General features: G+C 52.8%; 26 protein-coding genes. 15 read left to right on the forward strand and 11 right to left on the reverse strand.

Features of this window, described 5'->3' with window-relative positions; genetic code table 11:
• Positions 1–189: 189 nt before the first annotated feature.
• The 12 genes from F6R98_RS19825 to glmS all read left to right on the forward strand — a co-directional run bounded on the left by F6R98_RS19825 (position 190) and on the right by glmS (position 11333).
• Positions 190–1044 (forward strand): ParB/RepB/Spo0J family partition protein, encoded by an 855-nt coding sequence (locus tag F6R98_RS19825; RefSeq protein WP_153250549.1) that lies wholly within the window; start codon positions 190–192, stop codon positions 1042–1044.
• A gap of 93 nt (positions 1045–1137) precedes the next feature.
• Positions 1138–1515, forward strand: a complete 378-nt coding sequence (locus F6R98_RS19830; RefSeq protein WP_153250550.1) for an ATP synthase subunit I — start codon at positions 1138–1140, stop codon at positions 1513–1515.
• A gap of 22 nt (positions 1516–1537) precedes the next feature.
• Positions 1538–2317, forward strand: coding sequence for a F0F1 ATP synthase subunit A (atpB, locus tag F6R98_RS19835; RefSeq protein ID WP_153250551.1), 780 nt, complete (start codon positions 1538–1540; stop codon positions 2315–2317).
• A 52-nt stretch (positions 2318–2369) separates the two neighbouring features.
• Positions 2370–2636, forward strand: coding sequence for a F0F1 ATP synthase subunit C (atpE, locus tag F6R98_RS19840; RefSeq protein ID WP_153250552.1), 267 nt, complete (start codon positions 2370–2372; stop codon positions 2634–2636).
• 51 nt (positions 2637–2687) lie between these two features.
• On the forward strand, positions 2688–3170 hold the full coding sequence (locus F6R98_RS19845; protein WP_153250553.1) for a F0F1 ATP synthase subunit B: 483 nt from the start codon (positions 2688–2690) through the stop codon (positions 3168–3170).
• A complete protein-coding gene (locus F6R98_RS19850) occupies positions 3167–3703 on the forward strand; it encodes a F0F1 ATP synthase subunit delta (protein ID WP_153250554.1) in 537 nt (178 codons plus the stop codon). The genes F6R98_RS19845 and F6R98_RS19850 overlap by 4 nt, the downstream gene beginning before the upstream one ends.
• Before the next feature lie 15 nt (positions 3704–3718).
• Positions 3719–5260, forward strand: a complete 1542-nt coding sequence (gene atpA, locus F6R98_RS19855) for a F0F1 ATP synthase subunit alpha (RefSeq protein ID WP_153250555.1) — start codon at positions 3719–3721, stop codon at positions 5258–5260.
• Positions 5261–5275: 15 nt separating this feature from the next.
• Positions 5276–6139, forward strand: a complete 864-nt coding sequence (atpG, locus tag F6R98_RS19860) for a F0F1 ATP synthase subunit gamma (protein WP_153250556.1) — start codon at positions 5276–5278, stop codon at positions 6137–6139.
• Between the two features lie 77 nt (positions 6140–6216).
• Positions 6217–7599, forward strand: a complete 1383-nt coding sequence (atpD, locus tag F6R98_RS19865; protein WP_153250557.1) for a F0F1 ATP synthase subunit beta — start codon at positions 6217–6219, stop codon at positions 7597–7599.
• 16 nt (positions 7600–7615) lie between these two features.
• Positions 7616–8035, forward strand: coding sequence for a F0F1 ATP synthase subunit epsilon (locus F6R98_RS19870; protein ID WP_153250558.1), 420 nt, complete (start codon positions 7616–7618; stop codon positions 8033–8035).
• 89 nt (positions 8036–8124) lie between these two features.
• A complete protein-coding gene (glmU, locus tag F6R98_RS19875) occupies positions 8125–9498 on the forward strand; it encodes a bifunctional UDP-N-acetylglucosamine diphosphorylase/glucosamine-1-phosphate N-acetyltransferase GlmU (RefSeq protein ID WP_153250559.1) in 1374 nt (457 codons plus the stop codon).
• A 2-nt stretch (positions 9499–9500) separates the two neighbouring features.
• Complete coding sequence (gene glmS / locus F6R98_RS19880; RefSeq protein ID WP_153250560.1) at positions 9501–11333, forward strand: glutamine--fructose-6-phosphate transaminase (isomerizing); 1833 nt, start codon at positions 9501–9503, stop codon at positions 11331–11333.
• A 332-nt stretch (positions 11334–11665) separates the two neighbouring features.
• Here the strand turns inward: glmS and F6R98_RS19885 are convergent, their stop codons facing one another.
• From F6R98_RS19885 to F6R98_RS19895, 3 genes are all read right to left on the reverse strand, one after another.
• Positions 11666–12352, reverse strand: coding sequence for a hypothetical protein (locus tag F6R98_RS19885; RefSeq protein ID WP_153250561.1), 687 nt, complete (start codon positions 12350–12352; stop codon positions 11666–11668).
• 106 nt (positions 12353–12458) lie between these two features.
• Positions 12459–12677: a hypothetical protein gene (locus tag F6R98_RS19890; RefSeq protein WP_153250562.1), complete on the reverse strand. Its 219-nt coding sequence runs from the start codon at positions 12675–12677 to the stop codon at positions 12459–12461.
• A gap of 32 nt (positions 12678–12709) precedes the next feature.
• Complete coding sequence (locus tag F6R98_RS19895) at positions 12710–12982, reverse strand: DUF4242 domain-containing protein (protein ID WP_153250563.1); 273 nt, start codon at positions 12980–12982, stop codon at positions 12710–12712.
• 298 nt (positions 12983–13280) lie between these two features.
• On the opposite strand from F6R98_RS19895, the gene F6R98_RS19900 reads away from it, so the two are divergent.
• From F6R98_RS19900 to F6R98_RS19910, 3 genes are read left to right on the forward strand one after another with little or no spacing between them, the layout of a single operon-like run.
• On the forward strand, positions 13281–14273 hold the full coding sequence (locus F6R98_RS19900; protein WP_153250564.1) for an ABC transporter ATP-binding protein: 993 nt from the start codon (positions 13281–13283) through the stop codon (positions 14271–14273).
• On the forward strand, positions 14270–15070 hold the full coding sequence (locus tag F6R98_RS19905) for a hypothetical protein (protein ID WP_153250565.1): 801 nt from the start codon (positions 14270–14272) through the stop codon (positions 15068–15070). Before F6R98_RS19900 ends, F6R98_RS19905 begins: the two co-directional genes overlap by 4 nt.
• Positions 15070–15846 carry an ABC-2 family transporter protein gene (locus tag F6R98_RS19910; protein ID WP_153250566.1) on the forward strand — a complete coding sequence of 259 codons (777 nt, stop codon included), beginning with the start codon at positions 15070–15072 and terminating at the stop codon, positions 15844–15846. The genes F6R98_RS19905 and F6R98_RS19910 overlap by 1 nt, the downstream gene beginning before the upstream one ends.
• Before the next feature lie 20 nt (positions 15847–15866).
• Here F6R98_RS19910 and F6R98_RS22290 read toward each other — a convergent pair whose 3' ends face one another.
• From F6R98_RS22290 to mutS, 8 genes are all read right to left on the reverse strand, one after another.
• A complete protein-coding gene (locus F6R98_RS22290; RefSeq protein ID WP_228125271.1) occupies positions 15867–16280 on the reverse strand; it encodes an AEC family transporter in 414 nt (137 codons plus the stop codon).
• Positions 16231–16779, reverse strand: coding sequence for an AEC family transporter (locus tag F6R98_RS22295; RefSeq protein ID WP_228124985.1), 549 nt, complete (start codon positions 16777–16779; stop codon positions 16231–16233). Before F6R98_RS22295 ends, F6R98_RS22290 begins: the two co-directional genes overlap by 50 nt.
• A complete protein-coding gene (locus F6R98_RS19920; protein ID WP_153250567.1) occupies positions 16776–17387 on the reverse strand; it encodes a DUF4276 family protein in 612 nt (203 codons plus the stop codon). The genes F6R98_RS22295 and F6R98_RS19920 overlap by 4 nt, the downstream gene beginning before the upstream one ends.
• A gap of 33 nt (positions 17388–17420) precedes the next feature.
• Entirely contained in the window at positions 17421–18557 is a 1137-nt protein-coding gene (locus F6R98_RS19925; RefSeq protein WP_153250568.1) for an AAA family ATPase, read from the reverse strand.
• A 67-nt stretch (positions 18558–18624) separates the two neighbouring features.
• Positions 18625–19272, reverse strand: a complete 648-nt coding sequence (locus F6R98_RS19930) for an MAE_28990/MAE_18760 family HEPN-like nuclease (protein ID WP_194270038.1) — start codon at positions 19270–19272, stop codon at positions 18625–18627.
• 70 nt (positions 19273–19342) lie between these two features.
• Positions 19343–20521 carry a DUF262 domain-containing protein gene (locus F6R98_RS19935; protein ID WP_153250570.1) on the reverse strand — a complete coding sequence of 393 codons (1179 nt, stop codon included), beginning with the start codon at positions 20519–20521 and terminating at the stop codon, positions 19343–19345.
• Positions 20522–20733: 212 nt separating this feature from the next.
• Positions 20734–21744 (reverse strand): AAA family ATPase, encoded by a 1011-nt coding sequence (locus tag F6R98_RS19940; RefSeq protein WP_153251163.1) that lies wholly within the window; start codon positions 21742–21744, stop codon positions 20734–20736.
• A gap of 215 nt (positions 21745–21959) precedes the next feature.
• On the reverse strand, positions 21960–24542 hold the full coding sequence (gene mutS, locus F6R98_RS19945) for a DNA mismatch repair protein MutS (RefSeq protein ID WP_228124987.1): 2583 nt from the start codon (positions 24540–24542) through the stop codon (positions 21960–21962).
• Positions 24543–24594 lie beyond the last annotated feature (52 nt).

A 24594-nucleotide genomic window follows, 5' to 3' on the forward strand; every position in this document is an offset into this window, starting at 1 on the left:
GCGCGCCGGATGCAAAGCGCCGGCGATAAATCGAACCTGTAACGCGCAACTCGCGAAGCGAATATCCCGGGGATACCGACACAATGAAATATCGTCCTGCCGCACAACCTGAACAGTGAGCGCTGCCGTGATGCCATTTCCGTATAGTCTGATAAACTGAACAGCGACATTAGAAACAGCGATTACATAATGAGTGTTAAAAAGAGCGGGTTGGGACGGGGACTGGATGCGCTGCTGGGCGGCGCGCCGGTCGATGTCGTCACCGAGAAAGATAAATTGAAGTCATTGCCCATAGAGCATTTAAAGTCGGGGCGCTATCAGCCGCGCAAGGATTTCGATCCGGCGCGGTTGCAGGAGCTGGCGGACTCGATAGGCGCACAAGGGATCATGCAGCCGATACTGGTCAGAAGGGTCGAGACAAACCGTTATGAAATCCTCGCCGGCGAACGCCGCTGGCGCGCGGCGCAGCTTGCAGGCCTGCACGAAGTACCGGCCATCATCCGTGAAGTTTCGGATCAGGCCGCCCTGGCGATAGCGCTTATAGAAAATCTGCAGCGCGAGGATTTGAACCCGCTGGAAGAAGCCGAGGCTTTACGCAGGCTGCATCAGGAGTTTTCCCTTACCCATCAGCAGATCGCCGATTCGGTAGCCAAGTCCAGAACGACGGTAACCAACCTGCTGCGCTTGAACGATCTGCACGCTGATGTAAAAACACTGGTTCGTAATAATGACATAGAGATGGGGCATGCGCGGGCAATTTTAGCCTTGCCGGACGCGCAACAAATCGATGTGGCGCAGAAAGTTGTGGTCCGCGGTCTGAACGTGAGAGAAACGGAGGCGCTGGTTCGTTATACCCTGGAAGGCAAACAAGTTGTTGAACCGGAAAAAAAAGATCCGGACGTAGCAAGTCTTGAAAAAAATCTGTCACAAACACTGGGCGTTAAGGTGGAAATAAGGCACAATAAAAAAGGGGTTGGAAAGCTTGTTATCAGCTACGACAGCCTGGATCAGCTGGAAGGCGTTGTCGGCCGGTTTAGCGAATGAGGGAACTGCAGGGCCTGGGAGAGAGCGTTGATCTTCGCGCGTGTGGTTGTTATGATGCGCCCCGCTGGTTCATATGATCCACAGACCTGAACGATGGCTGCGGCGATAACCGAAAAGGTGTATCCGGAAATACGACGAATTTTGCAGCTGCAATTGACGTTGATGCTGACAATTGCGCTGGTTGCAGCGATGGCGGCGGGATATCGGGCAGCATTTTCTGCTCTGCTCGGCGGAGCGGTTGCATTTGTTCCGAACCTGCTTTTTGCAGCGCTGTTTGGCAGGAATGACCCCCGTAAAAACGCGCGCCAGGTGATAGCTGCTTTTTACCGCGGAGAAATAGCCAAGCTGGTATTGACGGTATTGCTATTTACCGCCGCGTTCAGATATAGTGAAATGATTTTGTGGTCCTTTTTCACCAGTTTTGTGCTGGTGCTGATGATGACCTGGTTTGCACTTTTGTTACGCAAGTAACAGTATTCCAAAGTGAGATGAGATGGCAACCGAACAACATGCTTCAGAAAGCGGCGCAACCGGCTATATAATCCATCATTTGACTACCCTTTCTGCGGGCGATGGGTTTTGGACGATACATTTGGATACGCTGTTTTTTTCGGCATTCCTGGGTGTCGTTTTCATACTGGTGTTTAAAGCAGCAGCTGAAAAAGCCACCAGCGGGATCCCCGGAGGTTTGCAGAATTTTGCTGAAATGATCGTCGAGTTTGTCGATACCCAGGTCAAGGACAGTTTTCATGGCAAGAGTCCGCTGATTGCGCCCTTGGCGCTCAGCATATTCTGCTGGGTATTCTTAATGAACGCCATGGATCTGCTGCCGGTCGATTTGATGCCGGATATCGCCGGCATGCTGGGTATACCTTATCTGCGCGTAGTGCCGAGCACCGATCTTAACGCCACCTTCGCGATGTCGATTTCGGTATTCTGTCTGATCATTTTCTACAGCATCAAGGTCAAGGGGCCTATCGGTTTCGCCAAGGAAATGCTGCTGCAGCCGTTCGGACCCTGGCTGATGCCGTTCAACCTGCTGCTTAAACTGGTCGAAGAACTGGCCAAGCCGATTTCACTCGGACTGCGACTTTTCGGCAACATGTACGCAGGCGAATTGATCTTTATCCTGATTGCGCTGCTGCCCTGGTGGGTACAGCCTGCGCTCAGTTTCCCCTGGGCGGTGTTCCATATACTGATCATCACCCTGCAGGCGTTCATATTCATGGTGCTGACTATCGTATACCTGAGTCTGGCGCATGAAGATCACTAGTCGACAGTTTTAAACCAATCCAACAACATATCTAAAATCTTTGGAGGTAAAAGTGGAAGCAATAGCAGAAGTACAAGGTTTGACCGCAGTGGCCGTAGGCATCATTCTGGGACTGGGCGCACTGGGAACCGCAATCGGTTTCGGTCTTTTGGGCGGCAAGTTTCTCGAAGGCGCGGCGCGTCAGCCGGAACTGGTTCCGATGCTGCAGGTTAAAATGTTTATCGTCGCAGGCCTGCTCGACGCAGTAACCATGATCGGCGTCGGTCTTGCATTGTTCTTTACTTTTGCAAACCCGTTTTTGTCGGCTGTCAAAGGTTAATCGTCCGGAACGGTTAACGTTCTCCAGTGTTAAAGCAATGAGGATAGCGACGTGAGTATTAATGCCACCCTAATCGGGCAGATGATTACCTTTGCGCTTCTGGTGTGGTTCACCATGAAGTATGTGTGGCCGCCTTTGATCAAGGCCCTTGAGGAGCGCAAAAAGAAAATCGCCGATGGTCTTGCAGCGGCGGAAAAAGGTCAGCACGAGATGGAGCTCGCCGCGAAGAAAGCGACGGGTGTTCTCAAGGAAGCCAAGGATCAGGCTGCCGAAATCGTCAGCGCGGCTCAGAAGCGTGCAACCGAACTGGTCGAAGAACGGAAAGGAACCGCCAAGCAGGAAGGCGAGCGCATCATCGCAGCGGCGCATTCGGAAATCGACCGTGAAATCCAGCAGGCCAAGGTTCAGCTGAGCAAGCAGTTGGCCGGGTTGGTGGTATCGGCTACCGAACAAATCCTCAAGCAGGAAGTCGATAAAAAACGTCATAAAGATATCATCGACGGTCTGAGCAGACAGCTGGGTCAAGCGCAATGAGCGAGCTAGCCACTCTGGCCAGACCTTATGCGGTTGCGGCTTATGATCGAGCGCGGGAGAGCGGAAAGACGTCAGCGTGGTCCGATTCGCTTTCGTTTTTGACGCAGGTTTTTCAGGATGAGCGTATTTTGCGCGCGGCCAAGAACCCGAGAGCTGACAAACAGAAATTCACGCAGGCGCTGCTGGATCTCTGCCAAGGGCATCTGGATGAAGAGAGCAAAAACTTCGTGCGCATGCTGATCGACAACCGGCGTCTCGAACTCATCAAGAATATAAGCGAGTTGTTCGAAGCTTACCGAGCCGAGGAAGAAGGTTACATCGCGGTGGAGGTCTTTTCGGCATACGAACTGGAAGACGATGAGCGTAACAAGATAGAAGCGGCGCTACGGGAAACACTCGGTAAAAATCCAAGATTGAACGTTTCGGTAGACGAATCGTTAATCGGAGGCGTTTTGATCCGGGCGGGAGACCGTGTGATCGATGCAAGCGTGCGCGGACAAATTCAGCGATTGGCCCAAAGACTCTACAACTAGAGCGAGTAAAGAATCATGCAATTAAACCCATCAGAAATCAGCGAGCTCATCAAAAGCAAGATCGAAAACTTCGATCAGGGAATTGAGTCACGCACCGAAGGAACCGTAGTCAGCCTGACCGACGGCATCGTCCGCATCCATGGTCTGAGCGACGTCATGCAAGGTGAAATGCTGGAGTTTCCCGGCAACACCTTCGGCATGGCGCTCAACCTGGAAAGAGATTCCGTAGGCGCGGTCATCCTGGGCTCCTATAATCATTTGGCCGAGGGCGACAGCGTCAAGTGCACAGGCCGCATCCTCGAAGTTCCGGTGGGTCCGGAGCTGCTCGGCCGCGTGGTCGATGCGCTCGGCAATCCGATAGACGGCAAGGGAAGCCTGAATGCCACTATGCAGTCGCCGATCGAAAAGATCGCTCCCGGCGTAATTTCGCGCCAGTCCGTCAGCCAGCCGCTGCAGACCGGCCTCAAGGCGATCGATTCGATGATACCGGTTGGTCGTGGCCAGCGCGAATTGATTATCGGCGACCGCCAGACCGGTAAAAGCGCGATTGCAATCGATACCATCATCAACCAGAAAGGGACCGGCGTTAAGTGCATTTACGTGGCGATCGGTCAGAAACAGTCTTCCGTAGCCAACGTGGTGCGTAAACTGGAAGAACACGGCGCAATGGCGCATACCATCGTGGTGGTGGCATCGGCTTCCGAGTCGGCGGCGCTGCAGTTCGTTGCGCCCTATTCCGGCTGCTCCATGGGCGAATATTTCCGTGACAACGGTGAAGACGCGCTGATAATTTACGATGATTTGACCAAACAGGCCTGGGCATACCGCCAGGTTTCGCTGCTGCTGCGCCGCCCGCCGGGCCGTGAAGCTTATCCGGGCGACGTTTTCTACCTGCATTCCCGTTTGCTGGAACGCGCATCCAGAATCAATGCCGAAGAAGTTGAAAAGCTGACCGGCGGCAGGGTGAAGGGTAAAACCGGATCGCTGACCGCGCTGCCCATCATCGAAACCCAGGCCGGCGACGTTTCCGCTTTCGTTCCGACCAACGTGATTTCCATCACCGACGGTCAGATCTTCCTCGAAACCAGCCTGTTCAATTCAGGCATACGTCCGGCAGTGAATGCCGGTTTGTCGGTGTCGCGCGTCGGTGGCGCCGCACAAACCAAGGTCATCAAAAAACAGGGCGGCGGCATTCGTCTCGATCTCGCGCAATACCGCGAACTGGCGGCGTTTGCGCAGTTCGCATCCGATCTCGACGAAAGCACCCGCAAGCAGATCGAACGCGGTCAGCGCGTGACCGAATTGATGAAACAGAACCAGTATTCGCCGTTGAGCGTCGGTCAAATGGCTGTTTCGCTGTTTGCCGCGAACGAAGGGTACCTGGACGACGTCGAAGTTTCGAAAATTCGCGATTTTGAGGATGCTTTGCAAAGTTACTTCAAATCCGATGCGGCAGCTCTGCTGAAGAAAATTGACGAGAAGGGCGATTACAACGACGAAATTCAGGCCGAATTGCATGCGGCGATCAAGAAGTTCAAGGCATCCCACTCCTGGTAAAAAAAGGGTTTAATCATGGCCGTAGGTAAAGAAATCCGCGTGAAAATTGCGAGTATCAAAAATACTCAGAAAATCACGCGTGCCATGGAAAAAGTGGCGACATCCAAAATGCGGAAAACGCAGGCGAGGATGCTGGCAACTCGCCCGTATTCCAAAAAGATCGCCCAGATTATCCGGCACCTGAGCCGTGCGAAGCCTGAATACAAGCATCCGTTCATGGAAGTTAGGCCGGTCAAACGGGTAGGCGTAATCGTGGTCTCTTCGGATCGCGGGTTGTGCGGCGGACTGAATTCGAATTTGTTTCGTGTGGCCTTGCGCAAATTCAAGGCTTGGGGCAACGAAAAGGTCGAATATCAGGTTGCGGCAATCGGTTCCAAGGGCGCATCGTTTTTTGCCGGCGTAGGCGCAAATCTGATCGCGCAGGTCACAAAACTGGGCGATAGTCCTCATTTGAGCGACATCAACGGCGTTATCAAGGTGATGCTGGACCATTATCGCGACGGGACCATAGACGAGCTCTATGTCATGTCGAATGAGTTCGTCAATACCATGACGCAAAAGCCCAGGCTGGACAGACTGCTTCCGGTCGCCGCGGACGAAATTTCGACTGATAAAAAGCATCCCTGGGACTACCTGTACGAGCCGGACGCCAAGGAAGTTCTGGATGATTTGCTGGTGCGCTACATAGAGTCCATGATTTTTCAGGGCCTGGTGGAAAATAATGCCTGTGAGCAGGCGGCGCGGATGGTGGCGATGAAAAGTGCGTCCGATAACGCGGGTAAACTGATAAACGAACTGCAGTTGATATACAACAAGGCTCGACAGGCTGCGATCACGCAGGAAATTTCCGAAATAGTTGGTGGTGCGGCTGCCGTATAGCCGAACGTTCAGTCCCCCCGTCTCTGGTGAGGGCATGGTTTCAAATAATTAATATAGAAGTTCTGAGAGGACCAAACATGAGTTCTGGCAAAATCGTTCAGATTATCGGCGCTGTTGTCGACGTGGAGTTTCCGCGCGATTCGCTCCCCAAGGTTTATGATGCCTTGCGCGTAACGGACGCAAACCTGGTATTGGAAGTGCAGCAGCAGCTAGGCGACGGAGTAGTCAGAACCATCGCAATGGGTTCTACGGACGGCGTAAAGCGCGGTTTAAGCGTTGAAAATACCGGTGCGGCCATTTCCGTACCGGTAGGCAAGGAAACGCTCGGACGCATCATGAACGTGCTTGGCGATCCGATCGACGAAAAAGGTCCGATCGGTGAAAAGGCACGCTGGGGCATCCATCGCAAGGCGCCGAGTTATGAAGAGCAGGCGGCCGCCAACGAACTGCTGGAAACCGGCATCAAGGTTATCGATCTGGTCTGTCCGTTCGCCAAGGGCGGCAAGGTCGGCCTGTTCGGCGGCGCAGGCGTCGGCAAGACCGTCAACATGATGGAGCTGATTCGCAACATCGCTATCGAGCACAGCGGTTACTCGGTATTTGCCGGCGTCGGCGAGCGTACCCGCGAAGGCAACGATTTCTATCATGAAATGAGCGAGTCCAACGTATTGGATAAAGTATCGCTGGTTTACGGTCAGATGAACGAACCGCCGGGCAACCGTCTGCGCGTCGCATTGACCGGGCTGACCATGGCCGAATTCTTCCGCGAAGAAGGACGCGACGTACTGCTGTTCATCGACAATATCTATCGCTACACCCTGGCGGGAACCGAAGTATCGGCGCTGCTGGGACGAATGCCGTCCGCGGTAGGCTACCAGCCTACGCTGGCGGAAGAAATGGGCGTGCTGCAGGAACGCATTACCTCTACCAAGACCGGTTCCATTACCTCGATTCAGGCAGTATACGTACCCGCGGACGACCTGACCGACCCGTCGCCCGCCACCACATTCGCTCACTTGGACGCGACGGTGGTATTGTCCAGACAGATTGCGGAACTCGGCATCTATCCTGCGGTTGACCCGCTGGATTCCACCAGCCGTCAGCTCGACCCGCTGGTCATCGGCCAGGAGCATTACAACGTCACCCGCAGCGTACAGGGTACCTTGCAGCGCTATAAGGAATTGCGCGATATTATTGCGATTCTGGGCATGGACGAGCTTTCGGAAGAAGACAAACTGGTTGTTTCGCGCGCCAGAAAGGTTCAGCGCTTCCTGTCGCAGCCGTTCTTCGTTGCGGAAGTATTTACCGGGTCTCCGGGTAAATACGTATCATTGAAAGACACTATTGCGGGATTCAAAGGCATCATCGCCGGTGAATACGACGATATCCCGGAACAGGCTTTCTATATGGTTGGCAGCATCGACGAGGCTTTGGAAAAAGCCAAGAAACTTGCAGCTTGATGCGGAGTAAATCAGCATGACCATGCACATACATGTAGACATCGTAAGCGCCGAGGAGTCGGTTTTCTCGGGTCTTGCGGAGATGGTCATAGCGCCCGCCGAGGAAGGCGAGGTTGGTATTGCCGCACGTCACGCGCCATTGCTTACCCGCTTGAAGGCGGGAGAAGTCCAGGTCAAGATTTCGGAGAGCGAGCGTTTCTTTTTCTTTGTCGCCGGCGGCATCATCGAGGTTCAGCCTGATCTGGTATCCATATTGGCGGATCGCGCGATACGCGCCAAGGATATAGACGAGGCATCCGCGCAGGAAGCGAAAAGAAAAGCGGAAGAAGCTTTGAAGGATAAAGACTCCAAGCTCGAATATGCCAAAGCCATTTCCATGTTGGCGGAGGCAATGGCCGAGTTGCGTACATTGGACTCGTACCGAAAAAAAAACTGATAGACTCACAACCGAAAAGGCCTGATTGAACAGAGAAAATCTGTTTGATCGGGCCTTTTTGTTTTTAACGCCTGGTTAGGGATTTTATAATGACAATACAATCGATCATTCTTGCCGCAGGCCAGGGAACGCGCATGTGCTCTGATATACCCAAGGTGCTGCATCGTATAGGCGGAAAAACGATGCTGCGCCATGTTTACGATCTTGCCTGTCAACAAGGACAAGGTCGAGGACTGATCAATATCGTCTACGGACACGGTGGAGAGCGAATACTGGAGGCTTCGAGAGCATTCGAAGCGGACTGGACGCTGCAAAAGGAGCAGCGCGGAACCGGGCATGCCGTATTGCAGGCGGTGGATTGGATAATGGACGATAGTGCTGTATTGATACTCTATGGCGATGTACCCTTGCTCGAAGCGAAAACGGTCACGAAATTGCTGGCTTTGACCGAGGCATCGCCGCTTGCGCTATTGACTGTGAAACTGGCGCAACCCTATGGCTATGGGCGTATAGTAAGAGACCTGCGGGGAGAAGTGATCTGCATAGTCGAAGAAAAAGACGCCGATGATATTCAGAAAGGCATAACTGAAGTTAACACCGGTATTATGGCGGTACGCGGCGTCAATCTTAAAAGCTGGCTGGGTCGTATTACCGACAACAATGCCCAGGGCGAATTCTATTTGACCGACATCATAGGTTTGGCGGTGCAGGACGGCGTCACCGTGGCGACGATGGAACCCGCTGATGCGGCTGAAGTCATGGGTATAAACAATCGCGAACAGTTGGCGCATCTGGAAAGAAGTTTTCAGCTTAAAATAGCCGGGAAGCTGATGCGTAACGGTGTAACCTTACGCGATCCGTCACGCTTCGACGTGCGTGGCGAAATATCCGTTGGCCGGGATGTGGAAATCGATGTCAACGTCATACTGGAAGGGCGTGTCAGCATAGGGAATAACGTTAAAATCGGCGCCAATGTGATTATCTCCGACAGCGAACTGGGCGATGATGTTGTGGTGCAGGCGCACAGCATTATCGAGTCGTCGCAGATCGGCGCAGGCTGCCGGGTCGGGCCTTATGCGCGTTTAAGACCGGAAACGGTATTGGATGAAAAGGTGCATATCGGCAACTTCGTTGAAATCAAGAAAACTTCCGTTGCTCAAGGCAGCAAGATCAATCATCTCAGTTATGTCGGCGATGCCGTAGTCGGCGCAAACGTCAATATAGGCGCAGGAACCATTACCTGCAACTACGATGGCGCAAATAAACATCAAACCGTGATAGAAGACGGCGCATTCATAGGTTCGGACACGCAACTGGTAGCGCCGGTGACAGTCGGGAAAAATGCAACGATAGGCGCGGGCTCAACGATAACCAGAGATGCGCCGCAGAATGCGTTGACGATAAGCCGGGTTAAACAGGTCAGCCTTGACGGATGGAAGCGGCCTGAAAAAAAGAGGAACTGAATATGTGTGGAATTGTAGGCGCGGCGGCGCATAGAAATGTAGTGTCCAGCCTGCTTGAAGGTTTAAAAAGATTAGAGTACCGTGGTTATGATTCGTCCGGGATTGCGGTGATAGATGAAACTGGAACGATAAAAGGTGTCCGTCAAATCGGCAAAATTCGCGAACTTGAAAAGCTGCTGGAAGCGAATCCCGTCCACGGCAAAATCGGCATAGTCCATACGCGCTGGGCGACGCATGGCGTGCCTTCTGAAAGAAACGCACATCCTCATATTTCCAACCGGCGTGTCGCGGTTGTACACAACGGCATCATAGAAAATCACGACAGCCTGCGTATCGAGCTGCAGGAGCAAGGCTATGTTTTCGGATCCGAAACCGATAGCGAGGTCATCGCCCATCTGATACACCGCGAGCTGGCGCGCGGCAATGACCTGCGGGAATCGGTACGCGCTACCGTGGCGCGTTTGCAGGGCGCTTACGCGATAGGCGTAATTTGCACGGATCATCCCGGCGTAATGATAGGCGTTCGGCATGGCAGCCCGCTGGTGGTTGGTCTCGGAAATAATGAAAACTTCATTGCATCCGATATCTTCGCATTGATTAGCGAAACCCAGCGTTTTATCTATTTGGAAGACGGCGATCTCGCGCAGATTACAGCGGAAGCCGTCGATATTTACGATGCCGAAGGGCATCCGGTAACGCGTAGCCACCACGATAGCAAAATGGCGCTGGATGTGGTAGAGCGCGGCGAATACCGCCACTACATGCAAAAAGAAATCCACGAACAGCCCGAAGCGGTAGAAAAAACCCTGGATGGGCGCATTCAGGACGGCAAAGTGCTGGATAGTGCGTTCGGAAGCGCGGCGGCGCAGATTTTCGACAGCATACGCGCAGTGCAGATCGTCGCCTGCGGAACCAGCTATCATGCCGGCATGATAGGGCGTTACTGGATGGAACAAATCGCCGGCTTACCTTGCAGCGTGGAGGTCGCAAGCGAATTTCGCTACCGTAAACAGATTGTGCAACCCGGCACGCTGTTTGTGACCCTGTCGCAATCGGGCGAAACCGCCGATACCTTGGCCGCGCTGAAAGAAGCGGGACATCTAGGCTACGCGCATATGCTGGCCATATGCAATGTGCCGGAGAGCTCCATAGTCAGGGAGTCCGATTCGGCCTTCATGACGCGCGCCGGAATTGAAATCGGCGTGGCGTCGACCAAGGCGTTCACCACCCAGCTTGTCGCGCTGTTGATGCTGGTGGTGGCGCTGGCGCGCCGCAACGGATTGCCGCCGGAAGAGGAAACGCGCATAGTGCGGGAGCTCGAGGATCTGCCCGAACAGATACGGATGGTGCTGAAGCTGGAAAACAGGATAGAGGAATGGGCCGAACAATTCGGCGACAAGCATCACGCGCTCTATCTGGGACGCGGCGCGCAATACCCGGTTGCCATGGAAGGCGCGCTCAAACTGAAGGAAATCTCCTATATTCATGCGGAAGCGTACCCGGCCGGCGAATTGAAGCACGGACCGCTGGCGCTGATAGACAGCGAAATGCCGGTCATTGCGGTGGCCCCCAACAATGAACTGCTGGAAAAACTTAAATCCAACCTGCAGGAAGTGCAGGCCCGCGGCGGTCGACTTTACGTATTTGCCGATGTCGACGCCACCATGGACAATGTCGCCAATGTGAATATCCTGCGGGTGGCGGAAACGGAAGAGATCGTCGCGCCGATCATCTACATCATACCCTTGCAGTTGCTTGCCTACCATATCGCGTTGATTAAGGGCACCGATGTCGATCAGCCGAGAAATCTGGCGAAATCGGTTACGGTGGAATAAGGTTGATATTGGCTAGCCACATTGGTTTCTAATTCCAATCCTAAATATCAAATTACATGCAATTTTCTATATTGCCATTATCTATGAAAACAAAGTTCCATCACAGTTATTTTGAAGGGTGATGACGCTTCGAGTGCCGGAACAGCCGCAAGGTTCAAAAGATCGATCAAAGTTGAAATTAACGAAAAAAAGCGCATCCGGCAGCTGGGCAGATAAAAAATAAATGGAAAAAGTTATAACACATTGAATATTTAAATGTGCTGAGTTTGTACAGGCTTTAGGCTGACACGCCTTAGCTTTCGCAAAGATGTTTATCCGCTCCACCATGCCTATTAATCAACCCGTTGATAAGTATTCTGCAAATCATCTTGAATGACATGCGCCTCATTCGTATCGACGGTTTTCAAAATCAGATCGTGGTCCAGCGTGACGGTTTTGAACTGCCATCCGGCAGGAAGTTTCAAACGAGAATCCAGCCGGCCAAGTTCGGATTCGGTTAGCGCCGGGTCCAGAGTCTGAGAATAGCTCTGCATGACATAAGTATGCGACGGGCTGAACAGTTGATAGATTACGCTGCCCTGCTTGAAGATGTATTGCGTAGACCGCTTTATGGCGTTTTCCTCATAGGGTTTTGTCTTGCCCCTTAGCAGGTTGCCGATCGATATTTCAACCTTCGCCCGCTCCTTGAAACCCAATCCGCCGATAGTGACGGTCGGGGGCGCAGCATTGCTCTGTCCTATTTTGTCCATCAGGAAATAGCGGGGGCCGTTCATAATGATGGATTTTGCAGCCAGGTCCTTTTCCAGCTTTGCAGGGTCAAACGACTTCCATTGCGCTTCGGGGCAATCGTTCACGCCCAGCGTGTTATAGACGGTAGCCGTCAGCCTGGTAAGCGGGCCTTGGACTACCAGTATTTCGCAGTAACGCGCGCCGCGCACATTGTCGAGCATCGGGAACGCCTGCGCTTCGATACCGAAAGAGCAAAAAAAAGCGAGTATGGAAACCGTTGATTTTTTCATTTCATAAACTCCAGGTTAACGATTAAGATGGTTCCCGGCCGCAAGGAAAAATGGGCGCCTACGGACATAGTGCCTGAAAGAAAGAGTGCATTTTCGAAAAAAACGGTCAAAGGCCGCTGCGCAGTCCCGGCCGGCCAGGTATATCGCAACGGACCGTTTTATACGGCCCGCTGATTTTTTCCCAGCCGTCACCGGGCGAGGTTTGCGAACAGACCACATTGCCGTCCAGTTTGCTGCGCCATTTATACCACGGGGCTGTTTCCGCCAGGCTTGCGCTGCAAAACAGCATGAGAAAAAGCGCGAATGATATCAACTTCCTATACATGACCGCTCCTGTATGTAGAGCGTTTCGCTCGATTATTCGGCCGAGGTCGGATCAATGCGCGTGCGAACTGCGCGTATGCTGTTGGCCGGGAATCCGCCTTGTTCCGCATGCTCACGTATCAGCGACTCGCTGGGCGCGATATACACGCAATAGACCTTATCATCGGTCACGTAGCTTTCCACCCATTGAATCGCCGGCCCAAGATTTTTGAGTACGGAGCAGGATTTCTGCGATATGGCTTGCAATTCCTGTGTCGACAGTTCACCGGCATTCGGTATTTCGCGTTCTATGATGAATTTGGGCATGGGTTTATCCTTAAAGAATCGATGTAAAAAAGTAATGCGGGGAATCGATATCCCCGCCCGGTTTCTGCCTGGATATTCAGCTGTCCCGGCAAGTTTGTTCAGTGTCGGATTTGCCTGTATCCTTTGTGACTGCGGCGGCTATTGAAGCGGAACCGCCCATGCGGGCGCGTTTCCATTTCTGTGCGATTGTACTGCCGCCCGGGCCGGGAAGCCATAGCTCGACAGCGCCGCCAAAAGTAATTAAGTCCAAGAACTATCGGAATTTCCACGTTCAGACCAATATTTTTTGTTAACCTTCATGATCGCCCCAGCCATTTCAGTCGAGCATTTAACGCGGCATTTTAAGGTTCGCGCCGGGAAAAACGGCCAGGGATGGACACGTTGGTTCAAAAAAAAGGGATACGACCATTTCACCGCCGTCAGCGATCTGTCTTTCTCCATTGAAAACGGCGCCAAGGTCGCTTTCATCGGCCCCAATGGAGCAGGTAAATCCACCACGCTTAAAATGCTGTGCGGTCTGTTGCAGCCGAGCGCCGGCGCCGCACAGGTTTGCGGTTATGTGCCGTGGGAGCAAACCCGCGCGCTGGCAAGCCGCATCGGACTGGTGTTCGGGCAAAGGTCGCATTTGTGGCAGGCGCTGCCGGTGCGGGACAGTTTCGATTTGCTGGCAAAAATCTATGATTTGACGCCGGGCGCTTATAAAAGCCAGCGCGACAAACTGGTCGGCGTGTTCGGACTGGCCGGGTTGCTGACGCAACCGGCGCGCACTTTGTCGCTGGGACAGCGCATGCGCTGCGACCTGGCGGCCGCGCTGTTGCATCAACCCTCGGTGTTGTTTCTGGACGAGCCGACCATCGGGCTGGATGTCACGGCCAAGGCCTTGTTGCGCGATCACCTGAATGCGTTGGCGCGGGAATTCGAAACGACGATACTTCTGACCAGCCACGATACCGACGACATCGAACGCATCTGTGAACGCGTCATTCTGATCGATCACGGCAGCAAGCTGCTGGATTCCGGTCTTGCCGAACTGAGGCGCGACTATACGCGCTTTAAAACGCTGATCCTTGCGACGGAAGAGGAGCGCCCGGTTTTCCAGCGCGCCGGAGTCGGCGTGATCGAGCAAGCTCCGCATCGCCTCGTCCTCAATGTCGATGTGAGCATGGTCGCGCTCGAACAGGTCGTGTCCGAATGTTTGTCGTCCTTCAAATTGCAGGATATTTCCATCGAGAACATGCCGCTTGAGGAAGTGATCAAAGCCATTTATGCTCGGCAGCGGAGCAGCGCATGAAATTGCGTCACCGGTTGAGCGTGTTCACTGCCTCGGCGCGCCTGGGCTTCAAGCAGGTACTGGACGAACGTCTGGGTTTGCTGGGCGGATTCCTGATGTACGCTACGTTGGTTATCGCCTATGCAGGCGTGTTTCGCTGGATACCCGCCGATAACCTGGCCGAGTACCGGCTTAGTTTTTCGCAGCTGGTCTGGTACCTGGGCACCACCGAGTTTGTGCTGTTCTGCGGCTCCTTCGCCTATTTCAGAGAACTGCAACAGGAAATTCAAAGCGATCAAATCCATCTCGCGCTGCTGCGTCCTTGCCCTGTCTGGGTTGTGAAACTGGGCGAATGGAGCGGGCAATATACCGGACGTTTTATCGTCCTGGCGCTGCCGTGCTACGTCTTGAGCTATTGCACAGCCGGACAAACCGGGCCAGGCTTCGACTCTGTTGCCGGCATTGTCGCCAGCCTGCCGATGGCCGGTTTTATCATGGTTGCCTGCACCTTTATGCTCGGCGCATCCTGCCTGTGGCTGACGCAGGCCGAGCCCGCCTTCTGGATATGGCAGAAGTGCCTGTTTTTGTTGGGCGCCTTGCTGTGGCCGCTCGCGCTTTATCCCGGACTGATGAGTCGACTCGTCTGGCTGACGCCGTTTCCGTCCATGCTCGCCGTACTCGGCGCATGGATAGTCAGTAACGATGGGGCAACGCATATGGCCGGTTTTTTTCATCAAATATTCTGGGTAATTGTCTGCGTCGCGCTGGTGGCTGCAACGAACCGCGCCATGCTGCGCCGCATTCAGGCGGGCGGGTAATGATGAAGTTTTTTTTCAGCCGGTTTGACTATATTGCCGCCCTGCTACGTGCAAATTTTCGCGCCCATCATGCCGACATCCGGCGTACGCTGCTGCTGAGCGGTTTTATGTTCGCCCAGAACCTGATGTTTTTCATGGTTTGGGTCGTCTTCTTCGATTCAATCAGTCAGGTCAAGGGCTGGCGACTGGGCGATGTCGCCTTGATGTGCGGCATCGTCGCCGCAGCCATAGGCCTGATTATGTTCGCCGCCGACGGCGTGTGCGCGATTGCGCTCAAGGTTCAGGACGGGAGCATGGACGGCTTTTTGACTCAGCCTCGCCATCCGCTGCCTGCTCTGCTGTTAAGCCGCTCCAATGCCGCTTCTGTTGGCGACATGATCAGCGGCCCGGTTTTCTGGTTTGCTTTTGCCGACGCGCCGTTGTCGCAGTTGCCAGCCATTCTCGGCTTGACTCTTTTGTCCGCCGTGATTTTTCTTTCCGCCCTGGTGGCGTTTTATTCCCTGGCTTTTTGGCTGCAGCACAGCGGACGCTTTTCCGACCAGTTATTCGAAATGCTGATCATATTTTCATCCATTCCACAGCACGCCCAATCCATGAGCACCAAGCTGGTGATGTTCTCCGTCCTCCCGGCGGGTTTCATCGGCCTGTTGCCGGTTTCCCTGCTGCATCGTTTCGATGGGCTCCAATTTTTGATGCTGATCGGAGCTACTATTGCCTATGCTGTTATAGCGGTTGGAATATTCAATGCCGGAGTGAAGAGATACGTGCGCGGCTAATCGCCCCGTTTACAGTCAAGTTATACCTGCAGGTACAACACCCCCCACTCCACGCGGCCAGCGTAAAAAACGACAGCGCCAGACCGATGGCCAGCATGCTGCGTGCCAACGGCGCATCCAGCCCGTGTTCGGCGGCAAGGATGGCCGCGCTGATCATCGGCGGCATCGCCGCTTCGAACAGCGTGACCCGGATCGGCAATCCGTGCGCGGCCCAATAACGGCACATACAGCAGGTAGATCGCCAGCGGCGCGAGCAGCAGTTTGAAGCCCAGTCCGATGGCGAGATTACGGCGATGTTTTGCAACATGGCCGAGCCGCAGTTGCAATCCCACCGACAACAGCGCCAGCGGAGCCAGGGTATCGCCCAGGCGTTTCAGCATCGCGCTAAACCAGGGCGCATACTCCACCGGTATCAACGCAAGCGCCAGTACCAATGCGATGAACGGCGGGAAACGTACGATACGGCCCAGAATAAGCGAGACGCCGGGCGAGCCGGATGAATAAATGCTCGCTACCGCAATGCCCGGAATGGATAACGCAAAAAAAGAACCGAGTTGATCGACCAGCATGGCCGATGCGAGTCCTTCCTTGCCGTAGAAAGCCTCCAACCATCGGCAACCCGAAAAAAGCGGTGTTGCCCAACCCGGCGGTGAGCATCAGCGCGCCCAGGGTCGCGCGCGGCAACGCCAGCCAGCGCCCGATCAGCCAGAAAAACCCCACCGCCAGCCCGAATACCACCCAGGCCATGGCGGCCATCAGCGCCACGTCTTCGGTAAGCTTCAGGTCGTGTAGGTATAGCAGCGTCAGCGCCGGCAATGAAACATGGATGATGAAGCTGTTCAGCGTGACGGGGTCATTGTCAGGCATGCGCCGGGTAAGACGCAGCAGTATGCCGGCGATGAAGCAGAGGAGTAGAAGTATGAGGTTGTTCATCCGGTCAGCTTTTCCAGCGTGTCAATCCATGCGCTGAATTGAGGGCATTCATCCCGGATTTTGCTCAAACCGATTTCGCTGGCAATGATGGGGCCATGTTCGCGTTTGCTGTATTCGCCGTTGCTGAAAACCCGTTCTATCCGTTTCGAGGGCGCGGTCAACCGGCTGTTGTTGATGTGTTCCGGCGTCGGGAAATCCGCTTTGATGGACAGTAAAGCCTGGCGTGTTTTTGCATTCCATCCGTCCAGAACGAACTGGAACTGTTCTATATCGCTGAACAGCAGCGCTTCGAACTCATGCATTTGCACATAAGGGATAATACGGCGCTCATTAAAATCATCAATATGTTTCTGTATTTCAGCGGTGATATCGGCTTCGAGTTGCTGTTTACTCCTATCGCCCGCTTTTTTGAATCCGTAATAATCGACCAGCGTGGTGATGTAATCCGAACAGGGGTATTCGTGGGAAATATGGATTGCCAAACGCTCTACCGTCACATTGCCGCCTCCCTGGCTGCCGGTTCGCGTTTTCAGTAACGAAGGAAAAACATGCAGACCGAAGCTGCGTAAATGAGGTTCCAGGCACTGCGACGAATTCGGCTTCGGTATGGCCTTCGCAGATTACGCATAAACGTTTTTGCTTCATTCCACGCTGCCAACCACGTTCTTGAGCCATAGATCGGAGACCCGGTAATCGTCGTCCAGCCATTGCTGGTACTGTTCTTTGGGCAGATTGCGTAAACTGGTAGCGCCATCCTTGAGGTCGGCAATGATGATGTTTTCCAGACTGAAACAGTCCACCATGTAGGGCGATTGGGTGGCAATAAATACCTGCCGGGTATGCGCGATTTTCTTCAGCATTTCGGCAATCAGCGATATGGCGTGAGGGTGCAGGCCCAGTTCCGGTTCGTCGAAAAACAGGATGTCCGGCAACATATCGGACGGCAGATTCAATAAGGTGAGTAGGCAAAACAGACGCAGGGAACCGTCCGAAGTGAGGTGTGCGCCAAAGCTCTTGTCGCTGTACTTCCCTTGCCAGCGTAATTCGACTTTTCCGACAGAAGGTTGCAGTAAAAAATCGTTAAACGTAGGCAACACGCGCTGAATCTGGCGCACGATCAGCTTGTAGCGCACCAGATCGGTTTCCTGCAAACGTAACAGCACCGGGGCCAGATTCGCGCCATCGGAACGCAGCCAGGCGTTGTCCGTGACATCCCACGCTTGCTTGATATAGGCGTGAGCCGAGGTATCGTGGAACTGGTAGGTTGTCGATTGCCGTAGCAGGCTGACGATAACTCTGGCTGTATTATTTTTAGGACTTTGCGCAGCCATCACGATACCCGATTCTTTGGTGCCGCCATCCAGTATCGACCAGTTGGCATATCCTGATTTTGTCCGATCCGAGTAGCGGTAGGCCTCGTCTACAAACATCAAACTGTCGCCAGCGGTAAGGTGTGCAAGTCCAAAACGGTAATCGTTATATCCCTTTTCGGTTTCAATACGCAATTCAGCGTTGATGCGTGGCGTTTGGCGCGCTCCCATGAATAACTGATCATCCGCGCCTCCTTGCCGCAGAATAAACTCCTGAAGTTTTTGCCCACGCAGCATCCAGCTCAGCATCTCGAAAAAACGGATAAAATTCGATTTGCCTGCACCGTTGGAGCCGATTAACACGGTTAATTGCGGTAATTCCAATTGCTCTATTTTTGCAAGACTGCGGAAACCTTCTATGCTGATGCTTTTGATGCGTCTGTGAAAGTGAGAATTAGAAACGATCATGACTTGTATTACCTATTTAGCCACAGAAAATAAAAATTATTTTGTAGCATATGATCGCAATTGTACATTATGTAGAACTTCTCGCAAAACGTCGCAGAACTGAAGCGTTTTCTATTTCAGTTCGATATGTTTCTATCAAGTTGATAACATCATCGTGTAGTTGAAGATATTCTTCAACTGTCATTTCAATATCTTCTCCGTGTGCAACATGGTTACGTGGGTTTACAAGGTTGGAGTCGATAAATTTTAATCGTCTTTCGAATTTCGATACATCAAGACCAAGCGCGTTTAAAATATCTACAAGTACAGTCGACGTTAAATTTGATTTAGTTTCAACTACACCTTTGTACGGTACATTGGACTGGCTGTCCAATTTAGTACAAAAGAAATCCGCAAGCTCGTTACCCCCTGATATTCTTTCACTAGCGCCTAGTGCATTAAATTTAGATTTTAAAATGAGCCCAACAAAGTTCGCTGCAAGCTTACTGTGAGGCAAACGATGCGATGCCACATACTCAAGATAATAAGAAGAGGATTTTTTCACGAATCCTTCCCAATGGGCATATAGTAGTGCGATTGCGCAGCGAATTATCACCCGAGAGCGAAGCTCTCCCTGATAAGTTTGTACTAACGCCCTTAAGTCCGTTAGCTCCTTACGTCTCCATATAAGGTCCTCTGATATTTTATCCGATAGATCAATAGAGGTACGAATCATTTTAACCTTTTAAAATTTATTATTCATGCGCGTACTAGTTAAATTGATTTTTCTCCAGAAACCCGATATATCAAGATATCTGGTTCTTTTTAGTTTTGCTCGTAGCCGATTTTTTGTTATTGGCTTGATCTTTTGTTTCTGTGTTGATATTGAATAGTTTGCGGCCATATGGAATTAGTTTCGGAAGACGTCTCGTAGCTGTAACTCCGGCACCTGACCAGTTCGTAAAGTTTGTATCACCCCAAACCGAGCGCGCTCTGCTGAGAATATCTGATTTATCGCAAAGAGTGTTATTGTCAATATTAAAAGCAACACCCAAAGCAATGACTTCATATAAAGATACTAAGAAGCCACCTTCATGTCTGTTTTTATTGTTGTTAAATCGCTTGAAAGCATCATCACAAAGTACCTCATCCAGCACCTTAAATGTTTGCTCAAACAAATTTTTTATTGAATTTTTATCGTACTGTTTATTCTGTGCGACCTCTGTCATTTTGTCAGTCAAGAAAGCTCCAACGTCGCCAACCGACTTGATGTGACTTTCAGGAATTAACGCCAACAATAGAAAACGAAGTGCAAGCTCAAGGTCATAGGATTCCTCAATCGGACGGTCACTTAATGTCGTTGTAGAAGTGAACGCTTCGTTATGAGATAAATCCTTTAGCCACTCAAATAGTGGCTTATTTAACATCACCAAAAGACAGTTTCTTACTTCTTGCGGACTGAGTTGAGACCCTCCAGTATTTAATCTTTGGAAGAGATCGTATTTGGCAGATTCATCGCTTTCTCTTAAAACTATGCTTGCGGATATTTTTGATCGTTTAACTAGCAGTTGCATATCCTTCGTTAAAGAATGACTTGGAGAGCTTTTGTTCTCCCATTGAACATCCTGGAGATCCGGTAGGTATTTTGTTTTTTCAAGTATAAGCGGCTCTACTTTGTTTCCACTTTCGTCTTTTAGTATTCCGACAAACTGAAATATTGTAGACAAACGTTGCAGTCCATCTACTACATCCCACACGCCGTCATTTCTCTGGCTTACGAAGATCGGTGGAAGCGGGATACCAAGTAATATAGATTCAATCAAACTTGTTTTCTGAGAGTGACTCCAACGATAGAATCGCTGAAACTCAGGATGGATATCAAGCTCATTGTTCTCATACATACTTATCCATTCCCCAATAGAGATTGGATACCCATCTGTTTTTATCTCTCTACGCTTATTGTTTATTTGATCGATAAGACTCATTCCATCTCCAATCTGCATTTTATTTGAACAAGCAATCATTCTATTTTAGTAGAAAATAGTATAATTAACCGCCTAAGAAAACATCGATAAAATCGTTTTTGTCACAAAAGTGCACGGCAACCCATTGATTTTATACTTCCGCTACCAGTGGATTTTGATTTAATCATCGTTTTCCTCACAAGCATGATGCTATCAAGCTGGTCTGCCATTTCTTACTCTCCATCCGTGCGAGTTATTTCAGTATCTCTTGCTGGAGCCAAACGGCTTTTCCATTGTTCTAACTTCAGCTTGGTAATTTGTTTCGCGCTATCTGTTTTTCTATCGAGTACTGCGCGGCGTACCACGTCGAGACAAAACTCTTCTACGTCCGAAAAATTCGATCCGAGCAAATGTTTTGCCATAGTTTCCGGCGTATAACCGAAATTGGTCTGGGTGCGTTGGCCGATGGCCGCAATAAAATGAGCCAACTGCTCCCGAGTCGGGAGCGGAAGCTCGATACGCAATTGAAATCTGCGCCATACGGCCCGGTCAAGCAGCTCTGGATGGTTGCTGGCCGCTACAACAACGACATAATCCGGCAATCCATCCATTTGGAGCAGCAATGAGCTGACAACCCGCTTGATTTCTCCTGTTTCGTGAGTGTCTCCTCTTTCCTTGCCAAGGGTTTCGAATTCGTCGAAGAAAAGTACGCAGCGTTGTGTGCGAGCGTAATCCAAGACCTGCTTAAGCCGGTTGGATGTCTCGCCCAGGTAACTCCCCACCAATGTTTCATAGCGAATGATAATGAGCGGGTACATCAGCTCGCATGCCAAAGCTTCAGCTAAAGTGGTTTTACCGTTACCGGGCGGTCCCGAGAGCAGAATACGGTTTCGAGGCGATAAATTGTGAGCATGCAGCAATTCAGCGCGATGCTGCTCCTCCACCAACTCTCTAATTTGAAAGGCAACTTTCTCTGAAAGAACAAGACTATTTAAAGTGCGTTCAGGAACCGTCTCATATACCAAATCTTTCAGCGGTCCATTACTTGATTCGGCTTTAAAAAAACTCGAGCGACTAACTTGAAATGCATCGGGTTGTAATGATTTAATCAGGCGGTCAGCCAAAATGCGGTGGCCTTTTGATTTTTCTTCTTGTATAAGATCTTCCGCCGCTTTGCGGAAAGTTTGTTGATCGTTGTTGGTTGCGCTTTTAAGCAATGTTACTAAAAGATCAGCCTGCGCCATGAGCTTCTCCATGCCTCTCTTGATATGTTCATACGTCTGTGATTACACGAACGGAGACTATATCCTCAATCAGGTCCAATGCCTGTGTATGAAAAGCCTAGTTGTAGCAAAACAGAAATCTTTGAGAATTGTACAAGAAAGCCTATAAACTTACGAGGCTACCTGAGTCACAGTGCTACCCTGACTCTAAAGCACTCGCTGAATGGTTACGAGTTTTATAACAGCCCCTTCAACTCATACAACAACTCCAGCGCCTGCTTGGGACTCAGCTCATCAGGGTGTATATCTTCCAGCCGCGTTACCGCCGGATGCGGCTCCGCTTCGGCAAACAGGTCGAACTGATAGGCTTGTCCTGCGGCGACCGGCTGATGATTCGCTACGGCGTGGGCCTGTTTTTCCAGTGTGACCAGCTTGTTGCGCGCGCATGTGATGACGGCTTTCGGCACGCCGGCGAGCGCGGCGACCTGCAGGCCGTAGCTTTGATTGGCCGGGCCGTCCTTGACCGCGTGCAGAAAGACGATTTTATCGCCATGCTCCACCGCGTCGAGGTGGACGTTGCGGATGTCGGCATGTTCCTCGGCGAGCGTGGTCAGTTCGAAATAATGTGTCGCGAACAGCGTGTAGGCCTTGATCTGCCGCGCCAGATATTCGGCGCAGGCCCAGGCCAGCGACAGGCCGTCGAAGGTGCTGGTGCCGCGTCCGACTTCGTCCATCAGCACCAGGCTGTTGGGGGTGGCGTTGTGCAGGATGTTGGCGGTTTCGGTCATTTCCACCATGAAGGTCGAGCGTCCGCTGGCGAGGTCGTCGGATGCGCCGATGCGGGTGAAAATGCGGTCGATCGGGCCGATTTCCGCCGACTCGGCGGGTACATAGCAGCCGATATGCGCCATCAGCACGATCAATGCCGATTGACGCATATAGGTCGACTTACCGCCCATGTTCGGACCGGTGATGATCAGCATGCGGCAGTCGGGTGAAAAAGTCAGGTCGTTGGGTACGAACGGGTTTTCGGTGAGCTGTTCCACCACCGGATGCCTGCCGCCGACGATGCGCAAACCGGGAGCGTCCACCAGCGACGGCGCGTTCAGGCGCAGCGCTTCGGCGCGTTCGGCGAAGTTGCTCAGCACATCCAGTTCGGCGATGCCGGACGCGGAAGTCTGCAGCAGGCCGATGTCCTGCCCGAGCCGGTCGAGCAGCGCGTCGTACAGCGCTTTCTCGAAACCCAGCGCCTTTTCGCGCGCGCTCAGCACCTTGTCTTCGAATTCTTTCAGTTCGGGCGTGATGTAGCGCTCCGCGCCTTTCAGCGTCTGCTTGCGGATATAGTCGGCGGGAATTTTGTCGGCGTGCAGCCGCGAGATTTCCAGATAGAAACCGTGCACGCGGTTGTAGCTGACCTTCAGTCCGTTGATGCCGGTGCGCTCGCGCTCGCGCTGCTCCATGTCCAGCAGATATTGGTCTGCGTTCTGGCTCAGGTTGCGCAGTTCGTCGAGTTCGGCGTGATAGCCTTCCCGGATCACGCCGCCGTCGCGGATCAGCATCGGCGGGTTCTCGACCAGTGCGCTTTCGAGCAAGGCCACCAGATCTGGGAATTCGCCGATGCGTTCGCTGAGTTCGAGCAGCAGCGGGCTGTCCAAGCCTTGCAACTGCCCGCGCAGTTCCGGCAATACCGCCAGTGAGGTTTTCAAGGTGGTCAGATCGCGCGGACGCGCCGATTTCAGCGCGATGCGCGTGGCGATGCGTTCGACATCGCCGATACGGTTGAGCCGTTCGCGCACGCTATGCACGTTGTCGCTGCCCAGCAGCTGGTCTATCGCCAGATAACGGTTTTTCAGGCGTTGCTGATCGCGCAGCGGACTGTGCAGCCAGCGGCGCAGCGTGCGACTGCCCATCGCCGTCGAGCTGCGGTCGAGTACGCCGAGCAGCGTGAAATCGCTGCGCCCGGAAGGGTGATAATCCAGCTCCAGATTGCGGCGGCTGGCGGCGTCGAGCAGGATGTTGTCCGCGCCAGTGTCGAAGCGCAGGTGCTGCAGATGCGGCAGCGCGCTGCGTTGCGTATCCTGCACGTATTGCAGCAGGCAGCCCGCGGCGGCGATGGCGGCTTCCGCGTGTTCGCAGCCGAAACCGGCCAAATCGCGCGTGCCGAACTGGCGCAGCAGCAGTTGACGCGCGCTGGCCGCATCGAAATGCCAGGGCGGACGCCGCACCAGCCCCTTGCGCGTACTCAGCGCCGGCGGCAGTTTCCATTCCTCGTCGATCAGCAATTCCACCGGGTTGATGCGCTCCAGCTCGCCGAACAAACGTTCCGGCGTTTCCGGTTCCTGCAAGGTAAAGCGCCCGCTGGTCAGATCGAGATAGGCCAGCCCGAAGCGTCCGTCGAACGCGATCAGCGCCGCCAGCAAATTATCTCGCCGGTCTTCCAGCAAAGCTTCGTCGGTCACTGTGCCGGGGGTAACGATGCGCACCACTTTACGTTCCACCGGCCCTTTGCTGGTGGCCGGATCGCCGATCTGCTCGCAGATCGCCACCGATTCGCCCATGCGTATCAATCGCGCGAGATAACCTTCGACCGCATGGTGCGGCAATCCGGCCATCGGTATCGCCAGTCCGCCCGATTCGCCGCGGCTGGTCAGGGTCAGATCGAGCAGTTGCGACGCCTTGCGCGCATCCTCGAAAAACAGCTCGTAAAAATCGCCCATGCGGTAAAACAGCAGGCGGTCGGGCTGTTCGGCCTTGAGCGCCAGGTATTGGCGCATCATCGGGGTATGGCGGGAGAGATCGCCTTGTTCTTGTTTGGTCATATGGGTCTTAATGTTTTAAAGCTCGGTATCCACTGTCACCGGAAATACGCTG

It is taken from the genome of Candidatus Methylospira mobilis (assembly GCF_009498235.1).
Lineage (GTDB): Bacteria > Pseudomonadota > Gammaproteobacteria > Methylococcales > Methylococcaceae > Methylospira > Methylospira mobilis.